The 13,289-nt window shown below is 42.1% G+C and carries 12 protein-coding genes and 1 pseudogene; 7 read left to right on the top strand and 6 right to left on the bottom strand.

Annotated elements, in window-relative coordinates:
• The first annotated feature begins 3 nt into the window (after positions 1-3).
• Both HWQ36_RS13890 and HWQ36_RS13885 read left to right on the top strand, forming a co-directional pair.
• Positions 4-279 carry a hypothetical protein gene (locus HWQ36_RS13890; protein WP_292703489.1) on the top strand — a complete coding sequence of 92 codons (276 nt, stop codon included), beginning with the start codon at positions 4-6 and terminating at the stop codon, positions 277-279.
• Positions 260-1,321 (top strand): L-histidine N(alpha)-methyltransferase, encoded by a 1,062-nt coding sequence (locus HWQ36_RS13885; protein ID WP_292703485.1) that lies wholly within the window; start codon positions 260-262, stop codon positions 1,319-1,321. The genes HWQ36_RS13890 and HWQ36_RS13885 overlap by 20 nt, the downstream gene beginning before the upstream one ends.
• Positions 1,322-1,613: 292 nt before the next feature.
• Here the strand turns inward: HWQ36_RS13885 and HWQ36_RS13880 are convergent, their stop codons facing one another.
• Positions 1,614-1,826, bottom strand: coding sequence for a type II toxin-antitoxin system HicB family antitoxin (locus HWQ36_RS13880; protein WP_292703483.1), 213 nt, complete (start codon positions 1,824-1,826; stop codon positions 1,614-1,616).
• Positions 1,810-2,076, bottom strand: a complete 267-nt coding sequence (locus tag HWQ36_RS13875) for a type II toxin-antitoxin system HicA family toxin (protein WP_292703480.1) — start codon at positions 2,074-2,076, stop codon at positions 1,810-1,812. The genes HWQ36_RS13880 and HWQ36_RS13875 overlap by 17 nt, the downstream gene beginning before the upstream one ends.
• 360 nt (positions 2,077-2,436) lie before the next feature.
• Here HWQ36_RS13875 and HWQ36_RS13870 point away from each other — a divergent pair, with 360 nt between their 5' ends.
• From HWQ36_RS13870 to HWQ36_RS13855, 4 genes and pseudogenes are all read left to right on the top strand, one after another.
• A complete protein-coding gene (locus HWQ36_RS13870) occupies positions 2,437-3,207 on the top strand; it encodes a pentapeptide repeat-containing protein (RefSeq protein ID WP_292703477.1) in 771 nt (256 codons plus the stop codon).
• A 56-nt stretch (positions 3,208-3,263) separates the two neighbouring features.
• Positions 3,264-3,887 carry a TenA family protein gene (locus HWQ36_RS13865; RefSeq protein ID WP_292703474.1) on the top strand — a complete coding sequence of 208 codons (624 nt, stop codon included), beginning with the start codon at positions 3,264-3,266 and terminating at the stop codon, positions 3,885-3,887.
• A gap of 81 nt (positions 3,888-3,968) precedes the next feature.
• Positions 3,969-4,253 (top strand): annotated as a pseudogene (locus HWQ36_RS13860) (hypothetical protein); the annotation flags it as partial.
• A gap of 83 nt (positions 4,254-4,336) precedes the next feature.
• On the top strand, positions 4,337-5,530 hold the full coding sequence (locus HWQ36_RS13855) for a Coenzyme F420 hydrogenase/dehydrogenase, beta subunit C-terminal domain (protein ID WP_292703471.1): 1,194 nt from the start codon (positions 4,337-4,339) through the stop codon (positions 5,528-5,530).
• A 135-nt stretch (positions 5,531-5,665) separates the two neighbouring features.
• On the opposite strand, the gene HWQ36_RS13850 is transcribed toward HWQ36_RS13855, so the two are convergent.
• The 4 genes from HWQ36_RS13850 to ldpA form a co-directional block, all read right to left on the bottom strand.
• Positions 5,666-6,034, bottom strand: a complete 369-nt coding sequence (locus HWQ36_RS13850) for a hypothetical protein (RefSeq protein ID WP_292703468.1) — start codon at positions 6,032-6,034, stop codon at positions 5,666-5,668.
• A 235-nt stretch (positions 6,035-6,269) separates the two neighbouring features.
• Entirely contained in the window at positions 6,270-6,551 is a 282-nt protein-coding gene (locus tag HWQ36_RS13845) for a hypothetical protein (protein ID WP_292703466.1), read from the bottom strand.
• 754 nt (positions 6,552-7,305) lie between these two features.
• The gene (locus HWQ36_RS13840; protein ID WP_292703463.1) at positions 7,306-9,039 is read right to left on the bottom strand and encodes a R3H domain-containing nucleic acid-binding protein; all 1,734 of its coding nucleotides are present in this window, start codon (positions 9,037-9,039) and stop codon (positions 7,306-7,308) included.
• Between the two features lie 156 nt (positions 9,040-9,195).
• The gene (ldpA, locus tag HWQ36_RS13835; RefSeq protein ID WP_292703460.1) at positions 9,196-10,368 is read right to left on the bottom strand and encodes a circadian clock protein LdpA; all 1,173 of its coding nucleotides are present in this window, start codon (positions 10,366-10,368) and stop codon (positions 9,196-9,198) included.
• Between the two features lie 109 nt (positions 10,369-10,477).
• Here ldpA and HWQ36_RS13830 point away from each other — a divergent pair, with 109 nt between their 5' ends.
• A complete protein-coding gene (locus HWQ36_RS13830; RefSeq protein ID WP_292703458.1) occupies positions 10,478-13,285 on the top strand; it encodes a PAS domain-containing protein in 2,808 nt (935 codons plus the stop codon).
• Positions 13,286-13,289 lie beyond the last annotated feature (4 nt).

Genomic DNA, 13,289 nt, shown 5'->3' with positions numbered 1-13,289 from the left:
ATAGTGACTGAAGAAGCAGGGGGCAGTGGGAAAGAAAGTGAAATTATCACTGCCACAAGGGTTTCAGAGCAAATACATTTATGTATAGGGATTTCCCCCTGCTCCCTGCCCCCTGCCCCCTACTCCCTGCCCCCTGCCCTTTTCCTTTTGTTGACAAGTTTAAATTTTGGTTCAAATTTGGGGACGACGGCATGGGAAAATACATCTTTGGCAATTGCGGCTAATCCATTTAAATACCGAAGAAAACCAAAGAACAATAATGGCTCAAAATTTTCATGACAATTCCCAAGTTTCCTCAGATATGTCAACCGCTATCAGTCGCACAGCAAAGCCAAGTTCTGAGTTCTACTCTCTTTTTTCTGAAGAAGAAATTTTAGGCATAATTTGTGCTTTAGAAATCAGACGAGAAATCCCATTAAAGTATTCTTATAAAGGTAGAGGCGCAAAAATATGGGATGATTTTTATCAAAAATATATCATTCCTAGATGGTATCGAGCATCAAATGTAGAAATTGAGCTTTTAAAAAATAACTTTAAATACTTTAATGACAATATTCCAAGTGGCAAGAAAATCAACATAGTAGATGTTGGTGCAGGAAATTCATATCCAGTTAAAGACTTTATTCAAAGACTTAATAAATTGGATAAGGTTAATAAATATGTTGCTTTAGATATTAGTGAAGAATTGCTAATTTTCTCAAGGAATAATTTTAGAAAATGGTTTCCCAAAGTCGAATTTATCAGTTCCACAATTGATATAGAAAAGAATTGTGTACCAAAAACCTTATTCCAAAATCAAGCTGATATTGAAATTGACAATACAGCAAAAATATTTTTCCACTTAGGTGTTACTATTGGAAACCACCAAAATAGAGATGAGGTATTCAAAAACTTTAGAGAGAGCATGAACAAAAATGATTTCTTAGTGTTCACTAATGAAATTGGCTCTAACTCCAAATGGGATGGAAACGTCAGAGGTGGCTGCAAATATCATGTAGAAGAAATATATGGATGGGTTAAAAACAAGGTTGGGATTAAATCTGACGATTGCGAATTGGTGAGAAAGTATGATTCAAAAACCGATAGTATAGTTGCTAATATGAGATTTAATCATGATTACACTATAAATTTCAGCCGAATGGGGATAGATAAAAAGGTTGAAATCTTTGAAGGTGAAGAAATTACTATTTGGCGACATCATAAATATGAAATCCCTAAACTTTTGCAAGAACTAGAACGTTCTGGGCTGCAACTTATTCAATATAGTACTGACAAATACAAATCACATATCATGGTAATTTGTAAGGTTGCCAGTAACTAACTTTTTAAATTATACTTTGCGGTGTCTAGATCCTGACTTTTCACGTCATGTGGAAAAGACTATGAAAAACCTAAACCCCTAACCCCCTTCCCGACGCGGGAAGGGGGAAAATTCAAAGTCTCTCTCCTTAAAGGAAGAGAGAAATAGAAGTGAGGTTTTCCAGATACCGTGAAAAGTCGGGGATCTAACTTTTCATGAATGATTTAAGACTGCTATAGATATGATTATGGCAGATGATGTCAAATATTTATGATGATACTGAAAAATCAGTTTGACTTGGTTTGTGTATCAATTAAATGTACATCAAACGCGGTCTAGGTTGAGGAACTGAACGCCCTAAATCCTTAGCCGTTTCTATCCATTGCTGCATAACTAATTCTACATTATGCAGGGCTTCTTGATAGGTATTGCCGTCAGCAGAACAACCTGATAATTCTGGGACTTCAGCAATAAAGGCTTGATCTAATTCACTCCAGTAGAGAATAATTTCATACCGAAACATCATTTTTGCTTCCTAACTTATACTTGAGAATCACTGCCCGAACTTGTTTAATTTGATAGCTTTTGGCTTTTCCTTTTTTATGTTGCAGGTTCAATATTTCTTCAACATCGGCTTTGACAAAAATCCGATGATCGCCACGAATACGTTCCTCAAAGCCTAGTGTATATAAGAGTTGCCACAGTTGGGCGAAAGGGATGTCTGTATCAGAAGTCCCAGAGAGAATTTTGTCTAAGAGTTTGTCTTGCTGACTCACGTTTTTCTGACTGCTTTAATGTTTCTATAGTCTCATATTTATTTAAAATCAGGGAATACAAAAGCAAATCTTTCTTTTTGTCCCTTGATTTAGATACGTGATATTGATAGCTTGATTATTTTTCTACAATGCGATCGCTTGTTTATAAAATAGAGAAATGCGATCGCATGCCAGACACAACAGAAGGTATACCTCGGCAAACACGGTGTATTAAACCTAACTTCAAACCCTTATACCCAAATTTACAAGTAATATAGGTAACTACAGAGGTCAAATTGTTAAGATTGCTCATATCATAATGCTGAGGTATAAATCCGTCTCAGTTAGTGTTGAATATTGAGTAAAAAATATTACGCGAATATGAAGAACCGAATTCTAGGTGCAGCCGCATTTTTAACCACGATTAGTTTGACAACAAGCGTACAAGCAGCAAATTCTGAACATATTAAACAATTATTGGCAACTAAGCAATGTCAAAACTGTGATTTGGCAAATGCAGGTTTAGTAATGGCTGACTTATCTGGAGCCAATTTGAGCGGGGCTAATCTCACAGGTGCTAATCTTAGCCGTGCAAACTTGAGCGGTGCAGATTTGCGGGGTGCAAACTTGAGTGGCGCTAGTTTATTTGGTGTTAACCTGAGCGAAGCTAAATTTAGTGGGGCAAATTTAGCGGGTGCTGATTTGAGAAATACTTATCTAGCAAATGCAGAAATGAATGGTGCTTACTTGAATGGTGCTAACTTCCAAGGTGCAGTTGGTATACCATCACAAATTGCTTCACCAGAAGAATTTTATGCTTTGGGTGTAGCAGAAGGCCAAAAAGGCAACCAACAGCAAGCAATCGGTTATTTTAATCAAGCGATCGCTATTAAACCAGAATATGCGGGTGCTTATTTAGCTCGTGGTGTCGCCCGTTACCAAATACTAGATAGACAAGGTGCATTCCAAGATGCCCAAGTTGCTGAAAAATTGTTTACATCCCAAAATAATGGCCCCGGAACCCAAACAGCCCAGGCTTTTATGAAAGAACTGCAAACACCTGTAAATGAGAAGGTAAGCCCTGGTAGCCCCAGTTTCGTTGACTTTTTGGGAAGTCTTGGCTCAGTCTTACTCCAGTTCTTCCCTTTTTGAGGGTGAGAGTTGAAACAACAGAGGGATAATAACAAATGACAAGTGACAAATGACAAATGACTTTATCTAACGAATTATGGTCAGCAAATCAAGACTTAGCCCAAGCTTGCCTAGAGCATCCTTTCGTTCTAGGCATTGGCGATGGTACTCTTGAGCAGGTGAAATTTGCTTACTACGTTGGGCAAGATGCTTTTTTCTTAGAAGCTTTTGCCCGTGCGTACAGTATCGCCGCAGCCAAAGCACCAGACTGGTTAGGTTTCACCACATTTCATAACTTAGCTAGTGGAGTTTTAGAAGAACTGCGACTGCATAGTGGCTATGCTTCTGAGTGGGGAGTCAATTTGCATTCTGTGGAACCAGGAGCCGCCACCCGTCGGTATACTGACTTTTTGTTAGCAACTGCTTGGGGTTCAGATGTGGGTTTAACTGCTGCGGCGATGTCTCCGTGTATGCGTTTGTATGCCTTTTTGGGAGAACAGTTAGCTGATAACGGTATTCCTAATCATCAATATGCAGACTGGATTCGTACTTACAGCAGCGCAGACTTTCAACCACTAACAAAACAATTAGAAAGTCTGGTTGACAATTATGCCACTACCAATCCTATTGTGTATTCAACCTACCGTTATGCTATGTTTTGTGAGCGCGACTTTTTTCAGGCTGCGTGGATTTTGGAGTAAGTAAATCGGCGCAATTAAAGCTAACTGGCTAAGGCTGTCATTTGTCCTTTGTCATTGGTCATTAGTAAGGGTTTTAAGCCTTATTTTAATCAAGCGATCGCTATTAAACCAGAATATGCGGGTGCTTATTTAGCTCGTGGTGTCGCCCGTTACCAAATACTAGATAGACAAGGTGCATTCCAAGATGCCCAAGTTGCTGAAAAATTGTTTACATCCCAAAATAATAGCCCTGGAACACAAACAGCCCAAGCTTTTATTAAAGAACTGCAAACACCTGTAAATGATAAGGTAAGCCCTGGTAGCCCTAGTTTCCTTGACTTTTTGGGAAGTCTTGGCTCAGTCTTGCTCCAGTTCTTCCCTTTTTGAGTGCTTTCTTTTTGAGGGAGAGAATTCATAGCTAGTAAAGGTATTGTAATAAAAGCGATTACTGGATAAAACAAAAAATTTATATGACCTCAGTTTCTCCTCACAAAAAAGCCAAAGCCTTAAAACCTACCAGCCGCCGCCCTGCTAAAGAACTTTGTAGCGAGTGCGGACTATGTGATACATATTATATTCACTATGTCAAGGAAGCCTGCGCTTTTATTAATCAGCAAATAGGCGAACTAGAAGCAGAAACGCACACGCGATCGCGCCATCTCGACAATCCTGATGAGCTATACTTTGGTGTCCATCAAGACATGATGGCAGCGCGAAAACAGCAGCCCATCGAAGGCGCACAATGGACGGGTATTGTTAGCAGCATTGCCATTGAAATGCTTAATCGCGGGTTAGTTGAAGGTGTCGTCTGTGTGCAAAACACCAAAGAAGACCGCTTTCAACCCATGCCCATCATCGCCCGAACTCCAGAAGAAATACTAGCAGCGCGGGTAAATAAACCAACACTTTCCCCCAACCTTTCCGTATTGGAACAGATAGAAAAATCGGGGATGAAGCGGTTGTTGGTAATTGGTGTTGGTTGTCAAATCCAGGCATTACGAGCCGTAGAAAAACAACTGGGCTTAGAAAAGCTGTATGTTTTGGGTACACCCTGCGTAGATAACGTTAACCGCGCCGGACTGCAAAAATTCTTAGAAACAACTAGCCGATCGCCAGAGACAGTTGTGCATTATGAATTTATGCAAGACTTTCGGGTTCACTTCAAACATGAAGATGGCTCATCAGAAACAGTGCCTTTTTTTGGCTTGAAGACCAACAAACTTAAAGATGTCTTTGCCCCATCCTGTATGAGTTGCTTTGATTACGTCAACTCCCTAGCCGATTTAGTTGTTGGCTACATGGGCGCACCCTTCGGCTGGCAATGGATTGTAGTTAGAAATGACACTGGCAAGGAAATGCTGGATTTGGTGAAAGACCAGTTAGACACTCAACCAGTCATGTCTAAAGGCAACCGCAAGGAAGCTGTACAGCAAAGTATTCCTGCTTACGATAAAGGCGTTACTCTCCCCTTATGGGCAGCAAAATTGATGGGTGTAGTGATCGAAAAAATCGGCCCCAAGGGTTTGGAATATGCGCGGTTTTCGATTGATTCTCACTTTACTCGCAATTATTTGTATGTAAAGCGAAATCATCCAGAGAAATTAGAAGCGCATGTTCCAGAGTTTGCCAAGCGTATTGTTGGGCAATATAAATTACCGGAGTAGTGTTTCGCGTTTGTGTGAAATATATCTGAGCCTGCAAAAGCAGGCTTTTTTGTCTAGTGGCAAACTTATATACCAAGTAGTAAAAGCTTGTTTGTAATTTTCTGCTAAGGTACGGTACTTAATATTTAGTAATTATTAAGACTGCTTAGAAGCTAATCGCTTACGGGCTAGAGTAACTGCTTTGACATTCTCAGTAATTATAGCTACTTGACCACAGAATCCAACTAGATTACTTATTCCTTCCATTTTTTCAGCATCGTTTTCTTTGTATGAAACTATGCCTACTATAAAAGCAGTGACAAATACATATCCAAGAATTTTCAGATTATTTACTCCTCTGTTGAGATAAATCATGGCAGCAGGGAGAAGAAAAAATGTTAACACACCAGCAACGATAGGGCTTTTTTCTGCTAGTTCTTCAGTTCTGCTTATATCTCTTTTAGTGGGGAGGAAAGGATTCCAAGGAGAATCTGGGGTTTGGTTTTGATTAAAGTCATCTGCCATTTTTTTATCAGTATTTTTGACAATCAAGTAGTTAGCTTGGATACCTTAATAATTCAACATAAACATCATTTTTGGCTTCAGAGTCAACACGGTTTTTATTTACAACTTTTTGTAATCTAATAAGTTAAATTACTGATTAAAAACCTTAAAGAGTATAAAATATAACTTTGAATGAAGGAACTATAGGGCAAAATCTTCTTAAGCCTCTCCCCCTGCTCCCTTATGCCCCCACTCCCTACTCAGTTATAACTACTAGCTTGACGAGTAAACATCGAGTGATACTGTCGCCTAGTGCTATGAGTTCGTCATGAGTGCCTACCTCGATAATTTGACCGTGTTCTAGTACTACTACTCGGTCTGCTAGTTTTGCTAAGGCGAGGCGATGGCTAACTACAACGGCTATTCTTCCCATTGATAGGGTACGCAAAATGTTGTAAATCTCGTGTTCTGTTTTGGGGTCAAGGTTTGCTGTTGGCTCATCAAGTATGAGTAGTTCGGCTGGAGACAGTCGCAACAAAGCACGAGCGATGCCTGGGTTGGGCTACGGAACTACTTGCATCACCGTCGTCACACTCCGGCGAAATGCTTGGAATGGAGAAATTTCAATTATTTGCATATATTTTAAAGTGGTAAATAATAGCAAAATTCTCAGACCGACGTTGTGATCTCAATTTCAATCAGTAGAGAGCGATAAATCGCCGTCAAGACGAAAGACTGATTATTGTAGAGACGGCGATTTATCGCGTCTTTGTAATTTAGAATTTTTATCAAAAAACCCTAACCGAACCGTATTGGGGCTGCGCCTACGCACTGATATCAAGCTAATAGCAGATATGAGCGTAGGCGTAGCCCACCGCAAGCATCGCACAAGTAAGTGAGAGAATATTTTGAGAATTGGGCGATAATTTTCCGAAATTGATAATCTAAGTTTGGTAGTAATTACCAGAACACTGAATTATAAATAACTTCTATAACTAGCCTTGGGGGAATATGGCCCTACAAAAACCTGGTCTTCACGACCGGGTTTTTTGGCATTGCTGAAATATTGTAGATGATGCGGGAATCTCCCTCAGACTTTAACCAATACTGCGTAGGTTTTGGTGCATAGTCATTCATCGGAGATCCCCCTTAGTCCCCCTTAAAAAGGGGGAAAATAAGGCATTTTCTGCCCCCCTTTTTAAGGGGGGTTGGGGGGATCAAAAGGTTGTGGGACAACTCTCAAAGACTTGTGTGTACACCGTAGCCTGCTAGAAGAGGGGTTAGGGGTGAAGTTACGCCGGATAAATCCGCAATCTTCTATTTGGTTCTTCGCCAAAACTATGCGACTTGAGGCGATAATGTTCTACCAACTCATGTTGCATTTTGCGGACTTGGGGAGAACGTGGTAATAACTCCACTGGCTGTCCTTTCGGAATCACAATTTGCTCAACAGCAAGTCTAGCTTCTTCCAAGGCATCCATCTCATCATCGCTACCATTGTGCAAAAACAGTTGCAATTCTAAGTCATCGGCCATTTCTGGGTCGTCCATGTTCAGCAAGCGCCGCAAGCCACGGGTAATCTGCGGAATGGTGCTGGACTTAATCATGTGGATGGGGACATGACGAGCTTTGGCCATTTGGCGTAATTTGGCGTGGTTTTTGACGTGCGATCGCAGTGCTAAAATCGCATCAGCACTATCTATATCTTTTGTCAATACCACGGGTAAAGTTAGCACGCTAATTACCTGTTCTAGTTGGTGGCGGCTAACGCCATAAGGGTAAACGTGCAGTGGCAAATCTTCACCATTGGGCCCTGGCTGTCTAGTCGCAGTATCTAAATCAATGCTCTCAGAATAATTGAAGGATTCATCCAGCAATCGATCAAACTCACTCCGTCCAGTCACCCGTTCTACAGGCAATTGCGGCAGTGCAATCATTTGTCCAGAAGAACGCCAGCCATTAGACGGTCGCGCTGGTGGGAAAGAATCCTCCACTGTCGCTAGCTGTCCACCGCGACCGTTGACAACAGCTAACTGCCTTGAAACCGCGATTTTGCCGTGGTCATCAACAGTTCTCGTTTGTGGGGTAGCCTGACGACCCCGCAGCAGATTATCTACTGTATCAGCCACGCTTTCGTGTACTGTCCAGCGTTGGCGTTCCAACATTTCCACAGCAATTTCAAAGGTAGGAGGGGCTTTCCGCTCTAAAACAGTCTTTTGAGAGCCTCGTCGTCTGGCTTCGTCGTCTCCCAGCGTCACAGCTTGGATACCCCCAACTAAATCAGCCAAGGTAGGGTTTTTAATCAGATTTTCGATCTGATTCCCGTGGGCAGTACCTACCAACTGTACGCCCCGTTCAGCAATAGTCCGAGCCGCTAAAGCTTCCAGTTCCGTGCCAATTTCATCAATGACAATGACTTCTGGCATGTGGTTTTCCACTGCCTCAATCATCACCTGATGCTGTTGTTCTGGATGAGCCACTTGCATCCGCCGAGCGCGACCAATGGCGGGGTGTGCAACATCACCATCCCCAGCGATTTCGTTGGAGGTGTCAATAATCACCACTCGCTTATGCAGATCATCTGCCAAAACACGAGCAATTTCCCGTAAGGCGGTAGTTTTGCCCACGCCTGGACGACCCAGCATGAGAATCGATTTACCAGTTTCTACCAAATCGCGGATCATGCCAATGGTTCCGAATACCGCCCGACCAACGCGACAGGTCAAGCCAATAATCTTACCAGTCCGGTTGCGGATCGCACTGATCCGATGCAAAGTTTGCTCAATTCCTGCCCGATTATCTCCGCCAAAAATTCCGACTCGTTGAATGCAATCATCTATCTGTTCTTGAGTAACGGGTATTTCGCTCAGATACTCAGCTTGATTAGGAAAGCGAGCCTCTGGGCGACGACCCAAATCCAAGACCACTTCTACTAAACTATCTCGTTTGGGATGACTCTCTAGTACTTGTTGCAGGTCTTGGGGCAAAATGTCTAATAACTTTTGGAGATCGTCTGTAATCGTCATGCTTTCTATGGTGACGGAAACAACAGTAAATCAGATACTTTCAGCTTCTAACTGTTCTCAAGCGCTCATTCAATGCTCAAACCTCCTACCTTGACTATACAAACATAAATTAAACATAAATTACAGTATCCTTTTGTACCTAGTAATTATGCTTAATTAATGCTCACTCTCCCTTCTCTGAGATGACTTTATCTGGGAAACGAGAGAATGGGCAAGTTCTACAGCTTGCCAAAGTAATACTTCATCTTCTTCTAGGCAAATAGTCGCCTTCATATTGGTGTTACTTACCTCCTTATTCTCTAACTTTTCGAGAATTGGTGACAGCAGTACACGGGCGTAGCTACCGTAGGCGACCCCGGCGATGGAGGATAGGGGGCAGGGGGCAGGGGGCAAAGGAGAAGAAAATTTCCCCCTGCTCTTTGCTCCCTGCCCCTCTGCCTCTTTAAGTAGTCCCATTGCCTTTAACTTAGCAACGGTATAGCTATTTGTGCCGCCTGCTAACTGCACATATCCCGGTAATTTCGCTGCCAAAACTTTCTGCCCTAATTTCACTGCGGCTATTGTAGTGCCATCGCCGATATCGCCACTCATAGAACGACCGTCGGTTTGCCAAATTAAAGCACTTTTGAGCGGGGCAATCAGGTCATACACTGCTCTTAGGTAATCAGTCATCCCTTCGCCATCGGGACAGCTGATGGCTAGTACCTTTAATTGATCGGCCCAGGGTGAAATTGCTTGCCACAATCTCTGAAATTCTGCCAACCGCCCTACTTGTGTATGGATTTCTACGGCATCTACTCCTGTTGACATTACTAATGGCGCGATCGCTCCTGGCGTTGTCACGTATGAAGCTGTATAAATTATACCATAAGGACAAATTGGGATGCACCGACCGCAGCCATAACACTTTTCGGAAACTACTCCCGAAAAGTTTTCTTTGATAATGTCAAACACGATTGCTTGTGCCGGACAAATCCGTTCACAGGGTCTAGGGCAGTCTCTAGGACACTCAGTAGGATTAAATTCTGCTTTGCGAAAATGGGGGTCTTCTCCATCGTTTAGGCTGACCATTAAAAAGGGTAAGTTGCCTTTGTAGTCAAAGCCTCGCTTTTGGGCATCTTTAGCTAGAGTTTTAGCTATTTGTAGCCCTGCTTGCGCTGCTGCAATCACTGCTGGATCAGCTGCAACATCTATGCAGTCAGCGCCCGCCAAAGTATAGGCTAACGTTAAATTTCTGACTGCCGGCAAATGCTGGAAGCTAGCTCCGCAGATGAGCTTGAACCAGTCACCTTGTTTGAGAGATTGTAAAGGGACGAACAGATCAGTCACTATTCTATTATGCGTGTTATGCGACTAAAAATATTAGTCTGTATTGAACCTCGCATAAGTTATTAATTCTTCTCCCTACTCCCGCAGCTTTCTTAGGAGGCTGATATCCATGAGAGTCAATGCAATAACTGTATTTTTTGTAGAAGACTCTGCTGAAGACAGAGTTTTGTATCGACGCTTCCTAGAGCGGGACGATCGCTACACTTATGATATTTACGAGTTTGAGTCTGGAAATAAGGCGCTACAAGCTTGTCAAGGGAAAATACCGGATGTGATTTTGTTGGACTATCGATTACCCGATTTAGACGGGCTGGAATTTGTCACTAAGTTACAGAGGCAAACTTCCAACCGCCAAATTTCAGTAATTATGCTGACTGGACAGGGAGACGAAACGATCGCAGTCCAAGCTATAAAAAGTGGGGTGGATGATTATCTAGTCAAGGGAAAATTGACCCAGGAAAATTTCTGCCGAACGATTCATGGGGCGATCAAGCATAAGCAGCTAATGCAGCAGCTAGAACAGCAGCAGGAACAACAACGCCTAGTAGGAGCGATCGCTCTGCATATCCGCAAATCTTTGAAGCTTGAAGATATTCTGACTACGAGTGTTCAAGAAGTCCGTCAGTTACTGGGTGCAGATCGGGTACTGGTGTATCAATTCACTCACCAGATGCAGGGTTGTATTGTATCGGAGTCAGTGTTGCCTGAATGGAAACCAAGTTTGGGACTGAAGATTGAAGATACCTGTTTTCAAGAAAGCCAGGGGGAAAAATACCGCAGAGGAAAAATTTGGACAAGTCCGAATATTTACGAAGCGGGTTTAAGTGAGTACCATATTCAATTATTAGAACAGTTTCAGGTCAAGGCGAATTTAGTTGTCCCAATTTTGGTAGAAAACATAGCAACTCCAGTAGTTGAATGGGGGCTATTTGTTGTACATCAATGTTCTGCTCCCCGGCAATGGCAGGCATTTGAAGTGGAATTGCTCAACCAACTGACGGTACAACTAGCGATCGCTATTCAACAAGCCCAACTTTACCACAACCTCCAAACCCTCAACACCAAGTTAGAAGTCAAAGTACAAGAACGCACTGCCAAGTTGCAAGAAAGCGATCGCCGATTCCGCGCTATCTTTAATAACACTTTCCAATTCACAGGACTGCTAACGCCATCTGGCACTTTACTGGAAGCGAACCAGACTATGCTAAGTTTTGGCGGACTTAAGCTTGAAAATGTGATCAATCGCCCTTTTTGGGAAGCACACTGGTGGACAATTTCACCACAAACTCAAGAAGAATTAAAACAAGCGATCGCTCTTGCTGCTAAGGGAAAGTTTGTTCGCTATAAAGTTGATGTTCTAGGTGCAAATAACCGAGTAGCAACAATCGATTTTTCACTGCGTCCGCTTCTAGATGAGACAGGTAAAGTCGTTTTGTTGATTCCAGAAGGACGAGATATCACCGAACAACAAGCCGCACTAAGCGATCGCAAAGTTCTAAAGCGAGAACTGGCTCATAAGCAAAAGTTATTAGATGCCTTCATCAATAGCGCACCCGTTGGTATAAGTATTGTTGATCGAGAACTACGTTTTTCATTTATTAATGAAGCATTAGCAGAAATTCATGGTATTCCCGCATCAGCCCATATTGGCAAAACACTACAGGAGATTCTCCCCAATTTGACACCAAACTTGGAGCAGGTATTGGAACATGTTTTGACAACGGGCGAATCGATTCTGGATTTGGAGATAACTGGAGAGACTCTAAAACTCCCAGGTGTGATCAGAACTTGGCTAGCTTCCTATTTTCCGATTCAATCTGAAGCCGATCAACCTATTAGTGTGGGCATTGTTGTAGTTGAAATCAGCGATATCTACGACGAGCTTCGCTTACGCAAACGCGCTGAACAGATGTTAGAACTGCAAGCAGTAATTACCCGTAACATAGCAGAGGGAGTTTGCCTAGTTCGTGCCACAGATGGCGTGTTTGTCTACACCAATCCTAAATTTGAGCAAATGTTTGGCTATGAACCTGGTGAATTAATTGGTCAGCATGTGTCGATTGTCAACTACGGAAACGAACATACTACACCTGAAGAAGTGAATCAAGCAATTAGCACTGTCGTTATTCAAAACGGTGAAGCTACTTATGAAGTTCATAACATTAAGAAAGATGGTACTTCTTTCTGGTGTAGGGCAAACGCTTGCATTTTTGACCATCCTGAGTATGGCAGCGTCCTTGTAGCTGTCCAACAAGATATCACCGAGCATAAGCAAGCAGAGGAAAAAATCAAAGCCTCTCTCAAAGAAAAAGAAGTATTACTTCAAGAAATTCACCATCGGGTAAAGAACAATTTAGGAATTGTCAGCAGTTTGCTGCAAATGCAGTGCAGACGGACACAAGATCCTGTGGTGACAGCTATTTTGCGTGATAGCCAAAACCGGATTGCCTCCATTGCCCTAGTCCATGAAAAACTGTACTGCTCTGAAGACCTTGCTGATATTGATTTTGCTCAATACATCCCAGATTTAATCACTCATTTATTTGATTCTTATAACGTCAATTCCAGCCAGATTCACCTGGATATTCAAGTTGATGATGCTAGCCTTGACATCGAAACTGCCATTCCTTGTGGCTTGATTATCAACGAACTTGTTTCCAATGCTTTGAAATATGCCTTTGTTGCTAATATTAGAGGGAAAATTGAGGTTAAGTTTTATCAAGAATCTGAGTCTATTTTGACACTCATTATTCGAGATAATGGCATTGGTTTACCTGAAAATTTTGATAGCAAGAAAGCCAAAACACTGGGTATAACACTTGTTCAGGGTTTAGTCAAACAGTTAAGAGGAAAACTCGAAATTGAATCTCACCAGGGAACACAGTTCAAAATTACTTTTACAAACAGTCGGACATAAACAT

It is taken from the genome of Nostoc sp. NMS2 (genome assembly GCF_017115105.1).
In the GTDB taxonomy this organism is placed as follows: Bacteria; Cyanobacteriota; Cyanobacteriia; order Cyanobacteriales; family Nostocaceae; genus Nostoc.
The sequence above is the reverse complement of the archived record's forward strand: the minus strand, read 5'-3'. Positions and strand labels throughout refer to the sequence as shown.